A 19300-nucleotide genomic window follows, 5' to 3' on the forward strand; every position below is an offset into this window, starting at 1 on the left:
GTGAGGGAACAAATATGGCTAATGAAAGACCAGCTGGCAATAAGGCCGGCAAGCTATGGATCATGATTGGTTTATTCATCGTTGTTTTTGGTATTGGTATGACGGTGATGACAAATATGGTCAATAATAAGAAAATCGATGCAATGACACAGCAATGTGAAGATGATGGGAGACAAGCGATAGTATCAAAGGAAAAAAATTTTTTATCCACGAGCTATTCATTTGAATGTAAAAAATGAAATGGAGGCTGAACGCTAGTAGAACTAGTGTTTCAGCCTTTTTTTATGCAAGGAATCTATGGATAGTGATAAGATGAAGATAAAATTTATTAGCAGAAATGGAGAGAGTTATTTTGTTTATCCGTTTATCCAAAGATCAGCAGGAAATGATTCTTGCTGATATTCAACGATTTTTCTATAATCAGCGTGATGAAGACATTAGTGAGTTTGAAGCGGAGCGTGTATTAGATTTTATTAAGGAGCATATTGCTCCCTATATTTATAATGCTGCCTTGTCTGATGCTAAGTATGTAGTGGAAAGACAATACGCCTCTATTGAAGAGGAATTAGAGGCATTGGAGCAGCCCATTCAAATGAAATAATCCTCTTTATCCCTCTAGTTTAAATATTTGACAGGAAATAAAGATTGATGGTACCTTAATCTTGAATTAAAGATAATTTAATTCAAACTATTCAGAGCTAATTAACTGGTGATGAATAAAGGGATATTTTCCTGACCAAAATGGTTACGAGTGGCGAGCACGTACTATGAACCGTGATCGAGTCACAAGAATGGATGATAAGAGGAGGCGTCATATGTTAAAAATCGGTATTATTTTAGGAAGTACGCGAGAAGGTCGTGTAAGCCCACAAGTTGGAACTTGGGTAAAGGAAGTTGCGGAAAAACGTCGTGATGCGGAATATGAAATAATTGATATCGCTGATTTTAAATTACCGTTTTTAGGGGAGCCAGGAGGAGATACTTCTGGTGTAGCTGCATGGTCAGAAAAAGTAGCAGCATGTGACGGCTTTGTCTTTATTGTTGCAGAGTACAATCACTCCATTACAGGTGCATTAAAAAATGCATTAGATTATTTACGAGTGGAATGGAACAATAAAGCTGCTGGTATCGTCTCTTACGGTTCTGTTGGAGGTGCACGTGCAGCAGAGCATTTACGGGGAATTCTTGGAGAATTACTAGTTGCCGATGTTCGAGTGCATCCAGCATTATCATTATTTACTGATTTTGAAAACGGCTCTGTCTTTAAACCAAAAGAGGTGCAAGCAGATTCTGTTCATCAAATGTTAGATCAGCTTGTACCATGGTCAACGGCTTTGAAAACAATTCGATCATAACCTCAAGAATATGATTCAGACGGCCGCTTTCAGAAAGCGGTCGTTTTTTGATAAGGTAAAATCCATTAATGTTTGATTTCTTCAATGACTTTTTCTTTTAAATCATTCTCCATAGAAGATAGTTTTACAGTATTTGTCAGGCGCTCTTTTAATTCTTTATCTGTCATAATGCCACGTTCCTCTAAGATTTGTATGAGCAGATTTAATGTCAGCATATTTTTAATATCCGCTGCTTTTGATTCCATATAAAACCCTCCAAAATGATAGAATTACTACCTCTTAAGTGTACTCCTTTTTGAGAAGCATGGCACAGAAAGGACAAAACAAAGCAAATTTATTTCGCGTCCCGGAATATGTGGGAAAAAGTAAGCGATACAAGATCTGATAGACCAGTTTGAACATTTGCTGATTTCCCTTATGATGTATTTGACACTGCGTTTTTTAGTACGAAAAGTATCTGCTATTTCAAGCTAGAAAAGCGAATATTGTAGTAAAAGGGGACATACCTTCCTATCAGGAGGGAGATTCAATGGTTAAACGGTTTGGGCTTGTGATCGGACTGTTAGTAGTCATTATATCTATGTTAATCCTAGTTGATAAATTAGTAGGAGAGAAAAGGTCAGAAGCAAATAAAAAGGCTCACTCGCTTATTACAAATGAAGAGTTGAGTCTATCTCGGTTGAAGGATAAGCTCCTTGAAAAGTATGTCGGCATTGACGTCAAAACGACTGAAAAAAAGGAATTAGTGATTCAAGTTGTAGGCGGAGAAGACTATTTTCAATCAGTCAAAAAAGATATGGAATCCATTGCAAAAAAGGCTATTCAAACGTCTCCATTAAAGGACTATCCCATAGTCTTTGAAAGGTGGGAGTTTACCTCCTTGCTCGATAACAACAAGATGATGGGGGATGATATAAACCTATTGATGGAAGATTTAATCGCAGGTTTAGAAGCTTTTGATGTATACGAATATTTAGTCATTGAAAATCGAACGACCATTACAATTCAAACAACAATAAAGGGTGCCACTCATGAGGCACTTGAGTTAGCGTTGAGGATGGAAGAAGCCATCAAGAAGATTGTACAAGCAAAAGCATCACAAAATGATTCCTATGTCATTAACATATTAAATGTACAGCGCGAAAAAATAAATTAGCCTTGTAGAAAGGTGACCCATGATAAAGGCATCGAGAATTAGACGCTCGATGCCTTTGTCATGTTTATAGCTAGACTATGTAGTTATTGCAAAGAGTGCTTGATAAAGGGTTGCGAGGAGTGCAACAAAGTGCATATCGTCCGTATGGAAAAGCTTAAACTGTATACCTGTAAGTACTAGTTCAGTTTCCATAGAGCTTGCACTAGCAATCTTTTCATCATTGCAATATAAATAGGCAGTAGAGGTAAAATCCTTTTCAAAACGAAATTCTAAATCGTCCATCTTGAATGAATAAGAGGATTCTAATAATTGCACTGTTTTCCGTTGAATCGGTATCAAGCTACCATTAGGCATGACAATTTGATAGCTGACTCCTTTTGTTAACAGGGTCGATTGTACTTGAAAAAGTGGTGCACCTAATGTAGTGCGTGTTTCATAACGATAAGGCAATGTTTGCTGTGCCGCTACCAGCAAGACAGCATTCAGTACTTTACCAGTAGAGGATCGTTCCATTTTTTGAAGCACACATACTGTTTCGTTGTGTTCATTCACGATCGGAATATCGGTAAAGCTTTTAAAGCCTTTCGGATAGGTAAGTGTAAATGTTGCCATAAAGAAACCTCCAGTCATTATCTATACGAGTAAGCAGTCGAGGAGGTTTCAAGAAATGAGCTCTACGATCCTTTTTATCAACATGCCTATCTACTATAAATGAATAGGCTACTGAAATAGCGAATTATTTCGCTTTCAGCAGCCTTTTTCATTTTATGGCATCTGGGTATGCCCTGACAGAGCACGTTTTTCCTGCTCTGTATCAAATTCTTTTTCCATTTTTGACACGACCACTGTTGCCACACCATTCCCAATTAGATTTGTGACAGCACGTGCTTCTGACATAAAGCGATCTACGCCGATTAAAAGGGCAATCCCCTCTACAGGAATCATCGGGAATGCTGCTAATGTTGCTGCAAGTGTAATAAAGCCAGAGCCTGTTACACCAGCTGCTCCTTTAGAAGTAAGCATTAAGATGGCTAATAACGTAATTTGATGCCAAATATCTAAATCCACACCATAGGCTTGTGCAATAAAGATAGCCGCCATTGATAAGTAAATGGATGTTCCATCTAAGTTAAATGAATAGCCTGTTGGAATAACTAGTCCTACCACTTGCTTCGAACAGCCATAGTTTTCGAGCTTACGCATCATGGAAGGTAGTGCAGATTCGGATGAAGATGTTCCGATAACGATAAAAATCTCATCTTTAATGTACTTAATAAATTTAAAAATACTAAAGCCGAAGTAATGGGTAATCAATCCAATAATCACAACAATAAAAATAAACATTGTAAGATAAACAGATAACATTAAAAATCCTAAGTTTCCAAGTGATTTAAGTCCAAAGTTTCCAATTGTATAACTCATGGCACCGAATGCACCAATAGGAGATAGTTTCATCACCATGTTAACGATTTTAAAGAAAATATCTGCCACTTGCTCGAAAAATTTAATAACGGGTTTAGCTGGTTCTCCGATTGCTGCAGCGGCTAATCCAAATAAAACAGCTGAGAATAAGACTGGTAATAATTCACCGTTTGCTAAAGCACCTACTACATTTTCAGGAATTATTTGCATAATAAATGCACCTAAACCATGTTCTGCAGCAGCCGCTTCTGTATATTGTGAAACATCAGCACCACTTGCCGCATCTGTATTAAAACCTTTACCTGGTTGTACAATATTGACAACGATTAAACCAATTGCAAGAGCAAAGGTTGAAACAATTTCAAAATAAATTAAAGCCTTGCCACCAATTTTCCCAACCTTTTTAACATCCCCCATACTACCAATGCCGATTACGACTGTTAAGAAGATAATTGGTGCTATCAACATTTTAATCAGTTTAATAAATATATCCGCCAAGATTTTGAGCTTTGCCCCGAATTCTGGGAATGTTGCTCCGACGATAATCCCTAGTACAATGGCGATCAATACTTGTACTGTTAAGTTTTTCAAATTTATCCGCATATAGTTCTCCCCCTACAACATCTTTGAATATTGTGTGAACGCTTTCATGTGGTTATCATAGCTGAAATTTTCCGACAATAGTGCTTATGACCGTAATGGTTGTATTGTTCATTTTGGTCATTTTCATGGTGGGGGGAGTTGAAGCTAGTAATATCAAGGATTTTGAGCTGTTTTATAGTAGATTTGAATTTATTGAATCTATTATAATACAAAAGAAAAAATCCTTACGTTTTGTAAGGATCTTTCATTAATGAACAAAAGTATTAGGGAGCAACGATTTTTTCAATCTCTGCTAAGATTTGATCGTTTTGAATATGCGCTCGATAAAAATCATAGACAGGGGCTAGTTGTTCCTTAAAGCGCTGTCTCTCTTGTGGATTCATTGTATACACATCAAAATCATCTAGCTGTTTCAGTTTTTCCATATCTTGTTCATTCATCAGCGCAGCCTGCTCAAATTGCCAATCGGTTGTTTCCTTCATAGCATCCAACAACTGATGCTGAATTTTGACAGGTAGAGAATTCCAAAAGGTTTCATTCATTAACACAGCATAGCCCAAAATACCATGTTGGGTGATCGACATATGTTTTTGTACTTTGTAAAAACCCTTTGAATAGATATTAGAAGCGGTATTTTCTTGTGCATCTATCGCATGTTTCTCTAAATCTGAAAAAACCTCACTAAAAGAAATGGGTATAGGTGTTGCTTTGACCACTTCAAATTGCTTTTCTAATGTTTTACTTGGCATCGTACGCACGCGTAAGCCCTGTAAATCTTCAAATGTATGAATAGGGTGATCGACAGAGGTTAGATGCTTAAACCCATTGTACCAAAAGCCAAGTCCTTTAATATGGATTTGCTCTAGCTCATTGACTAATTGTTCACCAATAGAACCTGTTAGGACTTCCTTTACTTCCTCGTTTGTATTAAATAGATAGGGTAAATCAAGCACCTGCCAATTAGGAACATAGGCTGTCATCTTCGAAAAAGTAGGGATGATCATTTCTACGTCACCCTTTTGCAATGCCTGAAATTCATTTTCATCATTAAATAAAGAGGAGTTGGAGTAGACATGTACTTTGACTTTCCCGTGTGTTTTTTCTTCTACTAGCTCAGCAAATTTATTGGCAGCTTGTCCTTTAGGCGTATTTTCAGCGACGACATGACTTAAATGAATCGTTATCTGTGTGTCTAAGCCCTTTTGTTCATCATCGTAGGGTAATGGCTTGGCGAATAGTAATCCTTGCTGAACACTGATAGAGACGATTAATACAAACACAGTTATAATCGTTCCAATAATAAATTTTTTCATTGAATACACCCAATTTATTCGTATTTTCTGATGTTTTTGTTATTCTAACATATGGAGTAAGCTAAAATATAGTAGGAGGGAGGCGGTCATATGAAATTTCACAAGTTATCCATGCAGAGAAAAATTATGTCTCTGACTTTTTTTATTCTGATGCTTTCCTTTAGTATTGGTGGTACTTTTTTGTTAGGTTTTGTCATGAATGAGCAAAAGACCAAACTAAGTGATCAGGCATTTCTTGTAGCAAAAACCGTCTCACAGCTCCCTGAAATCAAAACATATATTGCGAGTGATAATCGCGCTGAGGCTATACAGCATATTAACCCTGTCGTAGAAGAAATCCGTGATATCAATGGGGCAAAATATATTGTTGTTCTTGATATGCAACGACGGAAATATTCTCATCCTAACAGTCAGGAACTTGGTCGAATATCACATTCTGGAGATTTAAACGCTGCTTTTTCAGAGCATTACTATACCTCGATTGCACGTGGGGAACATGGTAATATGGTTCGTGCGTTTGTCCCAATTATGAACCATGAAGGACGACAAATAGGTGTCACAGTAGTGGGGTACAGTGTACTTACAGTAGTGGAGTTACTGCAATCAATGCAAACCGAACTAATGATTACTGTTCTATTATCGTTGATTTTTAGTGCATGGGGAGCACGAACATTGGGGCTGCATATGAAAAAGCAAATGTTTGGGTTAGAGCCGCATGAAATTGCCAAAATGTATGTAGAACGTACAGAAACGTTTAATGCCATGCATGAAGGTATCATTGCTATCGATAATGATTTGACCATTACGATTTTTAATGAAAAAGCCTGTGATATCTTAGGGGTCAATGAAAACCCCTCTACATTGATAGGACAGAAAATCTTTCATGTCCTGCCAGATACACGACTTCCTGAAATTTTAGAGCTGGATCAGCCGTTATTTAATCGTGAGCTGTATATTAATAATCATAGTATTATGAGTAATCGAATTCCGATACAGGTTAATGGCGAAACTGTTGGAGCAGTGGCCATGTTTAAGGACCGTACGGAAGTGAAAAAACTTGCCGAAGAATTAACAGGAGTGAGGGCATTTGTCCAAGCCCTTCGCGTGCAAACACATGAGCATAAAAATAAACTGCATACAATAGCAGGTCTTTTACAGCTAGGTCATCATGACCAGGCACTTTCTTACTTAACACAGGTGAAGGAAGAGCATGATGAAATCACTAACTTTTTAAATGAACGAATAAAAAATGAAAATATATCTGGACTACTGCTCAGTAAAATTTCCTATGCGAAAGAACAAGGAATTCGGCTGGAAATTGATCGTGAAAGCCGACTAACATCCTTTCCACCTAATTTGGATCATCATGATTTCGTCATTCTCTTTGGTAATTTAATAGAAAATGCATTTGATGCATTAAAGGATGTACAGGTTGAGGAGAAAGTGATTCATGTTTCTGTGGATGAAGATGATGATGTACTAGCTATTTTAGTAACCGATAACGGTGTTGGCATGACGGAAGAGGTCAAGCAGCACATTTTTGACAATGGTTATTCTACAAAAGAGAAAAACTACCGTGGAATAGGGTTATTTTTAATAAAAGAAATCGTCGAAAAAGGACAGGGTGATATTGAAGTCATCAGTGAGCCAAACAAAGGCACAAGTTTTTTAATCACCTTTTATTATGCATAATGGGATGGAGGGCTAGCAGTGGCACAGATCAAGGTATTATTAATTGAGGATGATCCAATGGTACGAGAGGTAAATCGTCAATTTATTGAAAAGGTAGAACATTTTCAAGTGATTGGACAGGCACCTAATGGCTTAGAAGGCATTACACAAATTCGTCATCTTGAGCCTGATTTAGTTTTTATGGATATTTTTATGCCAGAGCAAGATGGTATTACAAGCTTACGCAAAATACGTGAGCTGGATATACCAGTAGATGTCATTACCGTAACGGCTGCAAATGACATGGAGACAGTGAAACAGGTACTGCATCTAGGTGTTTTTGATTATATAATGAAGCCATTTTCTTTTGAACGTGTCAAAGGGACACTTGACAATTATTTACGCTTTAAAAAGCAAACACAAACAGAACATGAGCTCACACAAGGAGAATTGGATCAGTTATTTCATTATCGTGATGGACAAACCATTTTGGAACAATCCGTTCCATTGAAATCTGAGAAAAATCTCCCAAAAGGTTTTAATCGTACCACACTTGAAAAGGTTGTGCACTTTTTACAATCGGTAGATGGTGCCTCAGCAGAAGAAGTAGCGAGTGGAGTGGGTATTGCCCGCGTAACTGCCAGAAGATATTTAGATTATTTAGAGAAACAAGAGGAAATCATAATGGATGTCCATTACGGTGGGATTGGTCGTCCGATAAACTATTATTTTAGTAAATAAAGAAAATCCTGATTGTCATGATGGCAACCAGGATTTTTTGCTATTCATTAATAGGGCAGGATTTTATCAACAGGTGTTGGTGTCTTAATCTTTGGCAGAATTTTATTAAGTGTCACTGTACGCTTGATCTCGTGTGTAGATGGATCATTTTCATCAAATTGATCAAGGAAGTTAATCACCTCTTTTACAATTGGTGTTGGCGTAGAAGCACCCGCTGTTACTGCTACAATGTTGATCCCTTTTAACCATTCTACTTTTAGCTCTGAAACATCTGCAATTCGATAGGATGGTGTTCCTGCAATTTCTACAGAAACTTGTGTTAAACGGTTCGAGTTATTCGATTTAGGATCACCTACAACAATTAGTAAATCCGCTTCACCTGCTTGCTGAGCAACAGCCTCTTGACGGACTTGTGTAGCTAAGCAAATCTCTTTGTGTACCTCAATATGTGGAAATTTTTCCTTTAAACTATCCATTAAATGGGCGACATCCCATTGGCTCATTGTCGTTTGATTTGTGACAAGTAATTTATCATTTGTTAATTGTAAAGCATCAATATCGTTAGAAGACTGTACTAAATGGACATGCTCCGGGGCAACGCCAATAGCACCCTCTGGTTCGGGATGTCCTTTTTTACCAATATAAATAATGTCATAGCCTTCTGCAGATTTTTCACGAATTAAATCGTGGGTAACTGTTACATCAGGACATGTAGCATCAATGGACACTAAGCCTTTTCGCTTCGCAATCTCACGAATTTCCGGTGAAACACCATGTGCTGTAAAAATGACAGTACCTGTTTCAACTTGTTCAATAATTTCTAGGCGGTTCTCACCATCTAACGTGATGATACCATCCTCTTCAAACGCATCTGTGACATGTTTATTATGCACAATCATCCCTAAGATGTAGATAGGTCTTGGTAATGTTTTATCAAGTGCGGCGTTACGAGCGATCACCATCGCATCCACAACACCGTAGCAATAGCCACGTGGATTAATTTTTAATACTTGCATGGTGGTTGTGACTCCTTTCAAGCTTACCTATCTACATTATAACGGACAGGGACTGTGAATACAAAGAAACGTTCATTTACATAGGTGGTTGGAAAATACGTGGTTTGGATGGAAGTGGCTCGGGAGGCGTAAATGATGCACTTTGCCTGGATGACCGTCTACTTCCAGCAGCCTTACTGTCGCTTCCTGCTGCTTCAGCTGCTCCACCGCCAGAGGAAGGAAGTCCTTGGAATCCTTTATACAATTTTAAGAGTGATGGAATATTTTTCACCATTGGCATAGCTTGTTGGATATAAGGGGTATAGGTTTTGGCTGTATTGAATAAACTGTTGGCTTGCTGTAAAAATGAACCGACTTTCGAAGCTTCTTGCACAGGTGGCATCGGCATTTGCCCTCCAAATGAACCTATTCCATTAGCCATTGGAAAGCCGCCTGGAATTCGTGGTTGACCAGGGAAGCCTCCAGGAGGGAAAAAGGACTGTGGCGACATCTGTGGAGGTGTTTGCATGGGCATGGGCATTCTCATGCCACCCGGGTACATTGGGTATGGATAAGGTGGTCGAAATACCATAATGATCTCCTTTCTACTTGTTTTTCATTGATGACATACCTGACTATAGCTATGATATGCAAAGGCTAATGGGAGGGTTCAATATAGATCAACAATAACCCACGATCCATATGTGGAAATGCACAGAAGTGACCTACTACTTTTTGCTTGTGAGCGTATTATATGTAGATAAAAAAATTGTGCCACAAGTTTACCTTGGAACGCCGAACGACAAAAAACGCCGAGCAACTACTCGACGTTTTTCTTTATCTTGATTCAGCAGAAAACGCCACCTCTATCGGTGGTGAGATGACTGCATAAATTGTTCTCTTTGATTCAGTCGGTGTCCAAACACCGACTGAATCAAGATAAAAGCTCCAGCGGATGTCACAGATTTTGAAGAGGAAGCCCGAAAAAAATCTGGACGCAATTAAGCTGAGGCGTAATTGATGCTAGATTATGCTTGAGAATTGACAAGAATTTTAATATGATTACGTTCCTTCATTAAAGCTTCAAAGCCTTCTGTTACTACTTCATCAAGAGCAATTCGTTTTGTAACAAGCTTGTCTGCAGGGAAGTAACCTTGTGTCATAAGCTCCATTACTGCTGGGAAAATATCGCGGTAGGCAATAATTCCTTTGACTGTACGCTCTGATAGAACAATGTTGTTCGGCTGGATAGCTGCTGTAGACTCCCAAATCGACACGATGATTGTTTCGCCTTCAAAAGTTGTTGAGTCAATAGCTTGTTGTAATACTACAGGAACGCCCGTTACTTCAAAGGCAACATCTACGCCACCATTTGTTAATTCATGTAGACGCGCAACGGCATCTTCATCTTTAGGGTTAATGACAGCTGTTGCACCTAGTTCTAAAGCTTTTGCGGCACGCTCTGCCGAAAGCTCTACAGCATAGATTTCTGCAGCGCCTGCTGCACGTAATGCTTCGATAACAAGAAGTCCGATAGGTCCTGTTCCAAAGACAGCAGCTTTGTCACCGGCTTTTAATTTACTTTGACGCACGGCATGTAAAGCGACTGCTGCTGGTTCTACAAGTGCCCCTTGCTCATAAGAAAGACCTTCTGGCATTTTGTGAACTAATTTTTCCTCTACCATTGTATATTCGGAGAATCCTCCGCCACCGCCTGAAAGACCGTGGAAACCTAAATGCTTACAAATATTATATTTACCTTTTTTACAGGCAGCACATTCGCCACATGCAAGGATTGGTTCTACTACTACTGGATCTCCTATTTTAACAGATGTTACACCATCGCCAATTTCAACTACTTCTCCTGAGAATTCATGTCCCATCACAATGGGCGCGATGTCTTTACTTACATAGTGAGGTTGCTCCACTGGAATAAAGATTGGCCCAGCTGCGTATTCATGTAAATCACTGCCACAAATCCCTGTCCAATGTACTTTAATTTTTACTTTTCCAGGTGCGATGACTGGTTCTTCAATGTTTTCTACACGGATGTCTTTTGCTTTATACCATCTTGCTGCTTTCATAATCTATCAACCTCCTATAATGTCTTACAGCCCTATCATAACATGTGGAGAATCTGCTAATCATTAGTTCCCTATAAATTGACATAAAAATTACATATTACAAGCGTTTTCGAACATTGTTGCAGCGCTTTTTTGATTGCATATTCTGCGTATTTCAAGTACCTTTGATAAGGGCTTTGTTACGGTGATAATAAAACATTAAAATTATGTTTATGCTAGTAAGAAATAGGACGTAAATATACCTTAAAGTTCGAATCATGGTACAATGAAAAAGATGTTAGGAGGAACGAATGATGTCAAAATATACTGATTATAATTTTCAGCCATTTTTGCAGGACGCCATTGCAAATCTTGGCTTTACAGAACCGACACCAATTCAAAAAGAAATTATTCCGCTTTTATTAAAAGGGAAGAGTGCTATTGGACAGGCACATACAGGAACAGGGAAAACACATAGTTTTTTAATTCCGATTGTTCAACGTATTGATGCAGAAAAACAGGAAGTACAGGCCGTTATTACTTCTCCTACACGAGAGTTAGCACAACAAATTTTTGATGCATTAAATCAACTAATAGAAGGAACTGCTATTCAAGCAAAACTATTTATTGGGGGTACGGACAAACAACGCTCCATTGATAAATTAAAAACACAGCCACAAATTGTTGTTGGAACACCAGGACGTATTCGTGACCTTGTTTCAGCACAAGCGTTATTTGTGCATACAGCACCAATTTTAGTTGTTGATGAAGCGGATCTAGCTTTTGATATGGGCTTTATTGAAGAGATTGATGGATTTGCTTCTCAGATGCCAGAAAAGCTTGAAATGTATGTTTTTTCTGCAACAATTCCGGAAAAACTTCAGCCGTTTTTAAAGAAATATATGGAAGCGCCAGTGCACATCCATATGAATGATAAACGACCAGTGGCAGAAGGGATCGATTTTGTACTTGTGCCAGTGCGCTCAAAATCGCGTAACAAACGTTTACTAGAAGTTATTGAAGGCATTAATCCGTTTTTAGCTGTTATTTTTACCAATACACGTAAAACAGCAGAACACGTTGCTGGTTACTTAAATGAACATGGTATCCGTTGTGGCCAAATTCACGGTGATTTAAGTCCACGTGATCGCAAAAAGATGATGAAGCAAATACGTGATCTTGACTACCAATACATTGTAGCGACTGATTTAGCTGCTCGTGGTATCGATATTCAAGGAATTTCTCATGTAATTAACTACGAAATCCCAGAGGACTTAGAATTCTTTATTCACCGTGTTGGTCGTACAGCTCGTGCAGGCAATAAAGGGACAGCCATTACTTTATTTGAGCCATCAGATGAGGATGCAGTAGTTCGCGTAGAAAAAATGGGCATTCCTTTTGTACAAAAAGATGTCAAAGATGGCGAATGGTCAGAGTTAAAAGAGCGTCATGCTCGTAAAAATCGTGTGAAGCAAGAGAATGAAATTGATGTGAAAGCAAAAGCATTGGTGCGTAAGCCTAAAAAGGTGAAACCTGGCTATAAACGTAATATGAAGTGGGAAATGGAAAAAGTTAAAAAACGTGAACGTCGCTTAAAAGCACGAGGTAAAAAATAAGGAGGCTTTTACATGTTACTTGGCTCACATGTTTCGATGAGTGGGAAAGAAATGCTACTTGGCTCTAGTAAAGAGGCTCTATCATACGGAGCCAATACATTTATGATTTATACAGGAGCACCGCAAAATACGCGTCGCAAAGCCATTGCTGACTTAAACATCATGAATGGCCTCCTGCATATGAAAGAGCATGGTATGACCAAAATTGTTGTCCATGCACCTTATATTATTAATATTGGCAATACAGAAAAACCAGAAACATTCCGTCTCGGCGTAGATTTTCTACAATCAGAAATTGAACGTACTGCCGCACTGGAAGCAACGCAAATTGTTTTACACCCTGGGGCCCATGTAGGTGCAGGTGCTGATGCTGGAATTGCTAAAATTATTGAAGGTTTAAATGAGGTATTATCTCAAGACTATCCCGTTCAAATTGCATTAGAGACCATGGCAGGGAAGGGGACAGAATGTGGGCGTTCCTTTGAAGAACTTGCTAAAATTATTGACGGTGTAACAAATAATGAACGTCTTTCTGTATGCTTTGATACTTGTCACACACATGATGCTGGCTATAATATTGTAGAAGATTTTGATGGTGTATTAAACGAATTTGATAAAATAATCGGTGTGGAGCGCATTAAAGTATTGCATATTAATGACTCCAAAAATGTGCGAGGTGCAGGCAAAGATCGCCACGAAAATATTGGCTTTGGTCATATTGGCTTTGATGCCCTCAACTATGTAGTACATCATCCGCAATTAATGGATGTTCCCAAAATTTTAGAAACGCCATTTGTTCCTCTCAATAGTGATGCCAAATCTAAGGTAGCTCCGTATAAAGTGGAAATCGATATGTTACGAAACGGTACATTTAAGCCTGAGCTTATTGAAGCGTTAAAAGGCTAACATTAAATAACCCGAAATCAGGCTGTGATTCTGATTTCGGGCTTTTTTTATTTTGTAAACAAGGCGATGAGTTGACGAGAGCGCTTTCTTCCTAAAACGGCCTCCACTTCAACAAGAATATCTTTAGGAATACCTAAAAATAGCCAAGAAAATGAGAATTGCTCCAAATAAGGTCGAAGTTTTTTTACTTCAGAAGTCGTAATGTTAAAGCCTTCTTCACGAGCAATCGCGACAATTTCCTTATCCGTGCTTTGTGCTAATTGCTGTAAAAATTGAATACTCAAAGTCAATCCTCCTTTATCCCATTTTATTTTCATGAAATCATATACACACTTACATTTAGCCTATTCGAAAAAAGCATCCATCTTCTTTTCTTTACAAAAACTGCACTTTCCTTTATACTTACAATTTGTAAATCGTAATGATTTTGAATTAGAAAGAAGCGATCATGCATGAAAACAACACTTATTGACATTGAAAATGTGTCATTTCAATATGACTATACGCAAGTTCTAAAAAACATTTCTTTTCGTGTAGAAGAGGGTGATTTTTTAGCACTTCTCGGTCCGAATGGTTCGGGAAAATCAACTTTATTAAAAATTATTTTAGGTTTATTGAAACCTTTATCTGGAGAAATAAAATTATTTGGCGAACCAAGTGCAAATTTTAAGCACCGTGAATGGATTGGCTATGTGTCGCAAAAATCCAATGCCTTTAATTCTGGGTTCCCAGCAACCGTACAAGAGGTCGTGAAAAGTGGATTAACGAAAAAATTAGGGCTTTTTAAAAGACCTGGCCGAGATGCCAAAGGGAAAGTTCAAGAAGCTTTAAAGGCAGTTGGCATGGATGCTTTTATGAATCGTAACATTGGAGAACTATCTGGTGGACAACAACAACGTGTTTTTATTGCAAGAGCTTTAGTCAGTGATCCCAAACTGCTCATTTTAGATGAGCCAACGGTCGGCATTGATCACGAGAATGTGCAGTCATTTTATGATATGCTGGCGAAATTGAATCGGGAACAAGGAATTACCATGATTCTTGTCACACACGATGTTGATACGGTATCAAATCGCATTAGCCATGTGGCATGTTTGAATCAAACCATTCACTTTCATGGCTATAAAAATGAATTTGATAATATTTCTCAGGATGCGCTAGACGCTTGGTATGGCCATTCCGTGAGAAAGATTCATTAGAAGGAGTAGGCACGATGATTGAAGCAATTTTACACTATGAATTTTTACAAAATGCCTTTTTCTCTGGATTATTAATTGGCATACTTGCTCCATTGCTGGGTGTGTTTATTGTTGTACGTAGACTATCCTTGATTGCGGATGCATTATCGCATGTAACACTCGCAGGAATCGCTGGGAGCTTATACATCAGTCAATCAGTAACAGCATTAGCAATGCTCAATCCTATTTATCTAGGAATACTAGCCTCTGTTAGTGGCTCTATTTTAATTGAGCGTCTAAGACGTTTGTATAAGCACTATGAGGAGCTTGCCATTCCAATCATTATGTCAGGTGGTATTGGGATTAGTGCTATCTTTATCTCACTTGCCAGTGGCTTTAGTACAGATTTAATGAGCTATTTATTTGGCTCAGTATCTGCTGTGTCTCGCCAAGATTTATGGGTAGTGATCGGAATAGCGGCTATTGTTATTGTCTTTTTATTTTTATTTTTTAAAGAATTATTTGTTTTGTCTTTTGATGAGGAATATGCAAAAGCTAGCGGACTTCCGGCTCGTTGGGTTCATCTTTTATTTATGATTGTGACAGCACTTGTCATTGCGGCAAGCATGCGCATAGTAGGTATTTTACTAGTATCATCGTTGATGACGTTACCTGTCGCAGCTGCAATGCGCTTGGCAAAGGGCTTTAAGCAAACCATTTTTTATGCTATTGTTTTTGGAGAAACAGCTGTATTAATTGGACTAATTAGTGCATTTTATATGGATTTAGCGCCAGGAGGCACGATTGTTGTCACTTCTATTTTGATTTTGTTACTTGTAATCCTAGGAAAGAAGGTAGCATTTAAAATGGCTGCAAAGCAGGGGGAGGTAGCGCAATGAATATTTCAAGAGCGTGGGAAATATTAAAGGAAAATGGCTATAAAAAAACAGATAAACGGGAGTTAATATTAGATATGTTTGCAGCAACAGATAAATATCTAACAGCTCGTGATTTATTGGATGTTTTAAAAAAAGATTTTCCGGGAATGAGTTTTGATACCATTTATCGTAACCTTGCTACTTTTGTGAAACTTGGGATATTAGAAGAAACAGAGCTATCAGGGGAACGTAATTTCCGTATGCACTGTGAATCTGCGCATCATCACCATCATTTTATCTGTATGGATTGTGGCAACGTCAAAGAGCTTAATCTTTGTCCAATGGAAATGTTAGGTGAAAAATTGCCTGACTATGAAATTGAAAATCATAAGTTCGAAATATATGGGAAATGCCCAGATTGTAAGCATGAAACTCTGTCACATTAAATGTTGACAGAGTTTTTTTCTATGTAAGAAGAGGGTGCCTGTATAGGGCTACCCTCTAAATTGATTAAGCTACTGCCACTCGGCGAATTGCAACAATTTTATTGCAATCTACGATTAAAGGAGAAGCAGCTGCTGCACCTGGCTCAAGGAAGTATGCACAGCAAGTTCGTGGATCGAAGGAAATGAAAGTCACACCTAAGAAGCTAATACCTCCAGATAAGAAGATATCTAGTGTAGTAGCAAGCTCTAATTTTCTTAATTGTTGACAAATACAACTTCTACAGTTGCTGCTCATTCTTGGTGTACATTTTTCCTCTTTTTGACAAGGACATTTCTCAACTTTACGTTGACAGCATTTTTCCTCTTTTTTAGGACATTTACAGCCTTGCCAATTCATATGTGACATATATCGTTTATCTTCCATTGTCTAGACCTCCCTTCCTCTAGTTTCGTAAGGGTAACCCTTACAGTAATAATCTATGTTTGGTGCATAGCTAGAGGCTGGCGATATGTCCGATAGGCAGCTTAAAAATCTATATATTTCTCAAAAACTTTGGCATTGTGTAAAGCCCTAAGTTGAAATATTGCTATAAACATCTACACAAGTTAATTTTATGGGGATAGATTTGCTTGTTTCCCTCTACAAACGAGAAAAACGACGAGTCTCTACAGAAATGTAAGGACTCGTCGTTCAAAGATAAGTTTATTGATGTTTTTGTTGGAAATCTACCATGAAATCTCGTAAAGCTTCACAAGCCTCAAGTGGCACTGCATTATAAGTGGAAGCACGACAGCCACCTACAGAACGGTGTCCATTTAGCCCGACAAAACCTGCTGCCTTTGCCTCTACAAGGAATTGCTTTTCAAGCTCCTCATCTGCAACACGGAATGTAATATTCATTAAAGAACGGCTTTCAGGTGTCGCATGGCCTTTGTAGAAACCATTACTATTGTCAATGGCATCATAAATCACTTTTGCCTTTAATTCATTATGTTTTTCAATTTCTGCTACGCCGCCTTTAGCTTCTACCCATTTTAACACCTCGCCTAACATATAGATCCCAAATGTCGGTGGTGTATTATAAAGAGAATTACTATCGGCATGTGTTGTATACTTTAGCATCGTTGGGATGTTTTTATTCGCTTTTTCAAGTAAATCTTTGCGAATAATCACGACCGTTACACCTGAAGGGCCAAGGTTTTTTTGAGCACCAGCATAGATGATTCCGAACTTTTCAATATCCACTGGCTTAGACAGAATATCACTTGACATATCCGCTACTAGTGGAACATTTCCTGTGTTAGGGAAGTTTTTCCATTGTGTACCGTATATCGTGTTATTGGAAGTAATGTGAACATAAGCATCATCTTCATTGAATTGAATAGCTTCTAATGCAGGAATATTGCGGTATTGGTTTTCTTTTGTGCTTGCAGCTTCAACAGGTGTTCCAAACAATTTAGCTTCCTTAAAAGCTTTCTCAGACCATGAGCCTGATAATACATAGCTAGCCTTTTGCTCAGTGTTTAAGAAGTTCATAGGCACCATTGTAAACTGAAGGCTTGCTCCACCCTGTAAGAATAGTACCTCATAGTTTTCTGGAATAGCGTAAAGCTTTTTTAATAAAGTAATAGCTTCGTTATGTACATCGTCGAAAATGGCACTACGGTGACTCATTTCCATAATAGACATACCTGAATCACGGAAGTTTACTAATTGTTGTTGAGCATTCTCTAATACTTCTTGTGGTAGAGCAGATGGACCTGCGTTGAAATTGTATGCACGTTGTGTCAAAGTGGTACACTCCTTGTTTGGTTAATAACAGAACTTTACTGGATTATACCCTAATTTTCAAGAGAAAAAATAAAATTCTTAATATTTGAGCAGAATGGCGACAGGCTCGCAACAAAATGTACACATTTAAGCAGGTATTTTGTATTAAACACGAACGAATAGAAGGTTATTTTTAAACAAAAGTTATATTTTTCGTATATTGAATATATTTTTAGAGTTTGATATTAACAATGTTCGTGTTTTTTGTTTACGGATGATTCCGTTTGATAAAGTGTGAAAGAACATGATAAATCAATCTATTATTAGAGAAAATCCTTATTACTTTACGATAGGTAAGCAAATTTTTGTATAATATTATAAAGAAAAGAAAAAGAGGTGTTTAGGATGTTTACAGTAGAGAAAGCTTGTTTAGTAGTTGTAGATGTGCAAGGAAAGTTAGCAACAATTGTGGATGACAGTGAAACGATAATTGATAATGTGGCAAAGCTAGTACAAGCGATGCAAGCACTAGAAGTACCTATTTTATGGCTAGAACAGAATCCAAGTCGTTTAGGCGGAACGGCACTTGATATTGCCCAGCATTTACAAGGGCAACCTATTGCCAAAATGGTCTTTAGTGCGTGCCAAGAAGAGGCATTTGTAGAGGCGATGAAGGAAAATGGACGTTCTCAATTCATTGTCACAGGTATCGAAACACATATTTGTGTGTACCAAACGGCTAGACAACTGAAAGAACAAGGGTTTGAAGTCGAGGTTGTTGTTGATGCCGTATCTTCTCGAACAAAGGCAAATAAAGAAATTGGGCTTGCAAAGATGAATGCCCTTGGTATTTATCCAACAAGCACCGAAATGATCTTATATGAGCTACTACAACGTGCAGATCATGAACATTTTAAAACCATTTTGAAGCTTGTTAAGTGACGTGGAGTTAAAATTGAAACAATAGGTCTGTGTCCTTCATTCACTGTAATAACAATTTTTGCTTTCGATAGAAATGTATAAAAATATAATAATTTTATATATAAAACAGGAGATGTTTGATGGGTATATAGACCTTTTTCAAACATCTTTTTTTATTAAATCTGTATAAATTATGACATTACTCATATAAAAACTTAGCCATTCTAATTGTTGTATACTATAATAAAAAACCGGAATTCATTAT

Annotated in this window: 23 protein-coding genes; 13 read left to right on the forward strand and 10 right to left on the reverse strand. The window is 37.9% G+C overall.

Annotated features, from left to right (window positions below; all coding sequences use genetic code 11):
- Window positions 1-14 precede the first annotated feature (14 nt).
- The 3 genes from ACEVFT_RS12905 to ACEVFT_RS12915 all read left to right on the forward strand — a co-directional run bounded on the left by ACEVFT_RS12905 (window position 15) and on the right by ACEVFT_RS12915 (window position 1355).
- Window positions 15-239 carry a hypothetical protein gene (locus ACEVFT_RS12905; RefSeq protein WP_342441004.1) on the forward strand — a complete coding sequence of 75 codons (225 nt, stop codon included), beginning with the start codon at window positions 15-17 and terminating at the stop codon, window positions 237-239.
- Window positions 240-352: 113 nt separating this feature from the next.
- Window positions 353-601 carry a DUF2164 domain-containing protein gene (locus ACEVFT_RS12910; RefSeq protein WP_342441003.1) on the forward strand — a complete coding sequence of 83 codons (249 nt, stop codon included), beginning with the start codon at window positions 353-355 and terminating at the stop codon, window positions 599-601.
- 214 nt (window positions 602-815) lie between these two features.
- Window positions 816-1355 carry an NADPH-dependent FMN reductase gene (locus ACEVFT_RS12915; RefSeq protein WP_205444434.1) on the forward strand — a complete coding sequence of 180 codons (540 nt, stop codon included), beginning with the start codon at window positions 816-818 and terminating at the stop codon, window positions 1353-1355.
- Window positions 1356-1420: 65 nt separating this feature from the next.
- Here ACEVFT_RS12915 and ACEVFT_RS12920 read toward each other — a convergent pair whose 3' ends face one another.
- A complete protein-coding gene (locus tag ACEVFT_RS12920; protein ID WP_004227198.1) occupies window positions 1421-1600 on the reverse strand; it encodes a hypothetical protein in 180 nt (59 codons plus the stop codon).
- A 284-nt stretch (window positions 1601-1884) separates the two neighbouring features.
- Between ACEVFT_RS12920 and ACEVFT_RS12925 the strand changes: the two genes are divergently transcribed.
- A complete protein-coding gene (locus ACEVFT_RS12925) occupies window positions 1885-2511 on the forward strand; it encodes a hypothetical protein (protein WP_393950187.1) in 627 nt (208 codons plus the stop codon).
- Between the two features lie 75 nt (window positions 2512-2586).
- Here ACEVFT_RS12925 and ACEVFT_RS12930 read toward each other — a convergent pair whose 3' ends face one another.
- The 3 genes from ACEVFT_RS12930 to ACEVFT_RS12940 all read right to left on the reverse strand — a co-directional run bounded on the left by ACEVFT_RS12930 (window position 2587) and on the right by ACEVFT_RS12940 (window position 5849).
- Window positions 2587-3123, reverse strand: a complete 537-nt coding sequence (locus ACEVFT_RS12930) for a tubby C-terminal domain-like protein (protein WP_393950188.1) — start codon at window positions 3121-3123, stop codon at window positions 2587-2589.
- Between the two features lie 153 nt (window positions 3124-3276).
- The gene (locus tag ACEVFT_RS12935; protein ID WP_205444427.1) at window positions 3277-4536 is read right to left on the reverse strand and encodes a dicarboxylate/amino acid:cation symporter; all 1260 of its coding nucleotides are present in this window, start codon (window positions 4534-4536) and stop codon (window positions 3277-3279) included.
- A 263-nt stretch (window positions 4537-4799) separates the two neighbouring features.
- On the reverse strand, window positions 4800-5849 hold the full coding sequence (locus tag ACEVFT_RS12940; RefSeq protein WP_393950190.1) for a TRAP transporter substrate-binding protein: 1050 nt from the start codon (window positions 5847-5849) through the stop codon (window positions 4800-4802).
- Between the two features lie 90 nt (window positions 5850-5939).
- Between ACEVFT_RS12940 and ACEVFT_RS12945 the strand changes: the two genes are divergently transcribed.
- A complete protein-coding gene (locus ACEVFT_RS12945; protein WP_393950191.1) occupies window positions 5940-7541 on the forward strand; it encodes an ATP-binding protein in 1602 nt (533 codons plus the stop codon).
- Between the two features lie 18 nt (window positions 7542-7559).
- Window positions 7560-8261, forward strand: coding sequence for a response regulator (locus ACEVFT_RS12950; protein WP_393950192.1), 702 nt, complete (start codon window positions 7560-7562; stop codon window positions 8259-8261).
- Window positions 8262-8308: 47 nt separating this feature from the next.
- Here ACEVFT_RS12950 and ACEVFT_RS12955 read toward each other — a convergent pair whose 3' ends face one another.
- Together ACEVFT_RS12955 and vrrA are read right to left on the reverse strand one after the other, a co-directional pair.
- A complete protein-coding gene (locus tag ACEVFT_RS12955) occupies window positions 8309-9277 on the reverse strand; it encodes a 4-hydroxy-3-methylbut-2-enyl diphosphate reductase (protein WP_342440997.1) in 969 nt (322 codons plus the stop codon).
- 76 nt (window positions 9278-9353) lie between these two features.
- Entirely contained in the window at window positions 9354-9848 is a 495-nt protein-coding gene (gene vrrA / locus ACEVFT_RS12960; RefSeq protein ID WP_205444422.1) for a VrrA/YqfQ family protein, read from the reverse strand.
- A gap of 110 nt (window positions 9849-9958) precedes the next feature.
- On the opposite strand from vrrA, the gene ACEVFT_RS12965 reads away from it, so the two are divergent.
- A complete protein-coding gene (locus ACEVFT_RS12965) occupies window positions 9959-10102 on the forward strand; it encodes a hypothetical protein (RefSeq protein WP_393950195.1) in 144 nt (47 codons plus the stop codon).
- Window positions 10103-10284: 182 nt separating this feature from the next.
- Here the strand turns inward: ACEVFT_RS12965 and ACEVFT_RS12970 are convergent, their stop codons facing one another.
- The gene (locus tag ACEVFT_RS12970; protein WP_342440995.1) at window positions 10285-11340 is read right to left on the reverse strand and encodes a 2,3-butanediol dehydrogenase; all 1056 of its coding nucleotides are present in this window, start codon (window positions 11338-11340) and stop codon (window positions 10285-10287) included.
- 293 nt (window positions 11341-11633) lie between these two features.
- Here ACEVFT_RS12970 and ACEVFT_RS12975 point away from each other — a divergent pair, with 293 nt between their 5' ends.
- Both ACEVFT_RS12975 and ACEVFT_RS12980 read left to right on the forward strand, forming a co-directional pair.
- A complete protein-coding gene (locus ACEVFT_RS12975) occupies window positions 11634-12935 on the forward strand; it encodes a DEAD/DEAH box helicase (RefSeq protein ID WP_205446996.1) in 1302 nt (433 codons plus the stop codon).
- Window positions 12936-12947: 12 nt separating this feature from the next.
- Window positions 12948-13841 (forward strand): deoxyribonuclease IV, encoded by an 894-nt coding sequence (locus ACEVFT_RS12980; RefSeq protein ID WP_393950197.1) that lies wholly within the window; start codon window positions 12948-12950, stop codon window positions 13839-13841.
- A 47-nt stretch (window positions 13842-13888) separates the two neighbouring features.
- Here the strand turns inward: ACEVFT_RS12980 and ACEVFT_RS12985 are convergent, their stop codons facing one another.
- Window positions 13889-14125, reverse strand: coding sequence for a Nif11 family protein (locus tag ACEVFT_RS12985; protein WP_155591608.1), 237 nt, complete (start codon window positions 14123-14125; stop codon window positions 13889-13891).
- Window positions 14126-14293: 168 nt separating this feature from the next.
- Here ACEVFT_RS12985 and ACEVFT_RS12990 point away from each other — a divergent pair, with 168 nt between their 5' ends.
- From ACEVFT_RS12990 to ACEVFT_RS13000, 3 genes are read left to right on the forward strand one after another with little or no spacing between them, the layout of a single operon-like run.
- Window positions 14294-15040 (forward strand): metal ABC transporter ATP-binding protein, encoded by a 747-nt coding sequence (locus tag ACEVFT_RS12990; RefSeq protein WP_205444412.1) that lies wholly within the window; start codon window positions 14294-14296, stop codon window positions 15038-15040.
- A gap of 14 nt (window positions 15041-15054) precedes the next feature.
- Window positions 15055-15918: a metal ABC transporter permease gene (locus ACEVFT_RS12995; protein ID WP_393950200.1), complete on the forward strand. Its 864-nt coding sequence runs from the start codon at window positions 15055-15057 to the stop codon at window positions 15916-15918.
- A complete protein-coding gene (locus ACEVFT_RS13000) occupies window positions 15915-16343 on the forward strand; it encodes a Fur family transcriptional regulator (protein WP_004227247.1) in 429 nt (142 codons plus the stop codon). The genes ACEVFT_RS12995 and ACEVFT_RS13000 overlap by 4 nt, the downstream gene beginning before the upstream one ends.
- Window positions 16344-16407: 64 nt before the next feature.
- On the opposite strand, the gene ACEVFT_RS13005 is transcribed toward ACEVFT_RS13000, so the two are convergent.
- Complete coding sequence (locus ACEVFT_RS13005; protein WP_205444410.1) at window positions 16408-16767, reverse strand: hypothetical protein; 360 nt, start codon at window positions 16765-16767, stop codon at window positions 16408-16410.
- Between the two features lie 279 nt (window positions 16768-17046).
- Complete coding sequence (gene serC / locus ACEVFT_RS13010; RefSeq protein WP_393950202.1) at window positions 17047-18135, reverse strand: 3-phosphoserine/phosphohydroxythreonine transaminase; 1089 nt, start codon at window positions 18133-18135, stop codon at window positions 17047-17049.
- A gap of 384 nt (window positions 18136-18519) precedes the next feature.
- On the opposite strand from serC, the gene ACEVFT_RS13015 reads away from it, so the two are divergent.
- Window positions 18520-19056 carry a hydrolase gene (locus ACEVFT_RS13015; RefSeq protein WP_393950204.1) on the forward strand — a complete coding sequence of 179 codons (537 nt, stop codon included), beginning with the start codon at window positions 18520-18522 and terminating at the stop codon, window positions 19054-19056.
- Window positions 19057-19300 lie beyond the last annotated feature (244 nt).

This window comes from Lysinibacillus sp. PWR01, from assembly GCF_043359455.1.
GTDB lineage: Bacteria > Bacillota > Bacilli > Bacillales_A > Planococcaceae > Lysinibacillus > Lysinibacillus fusiformis_F.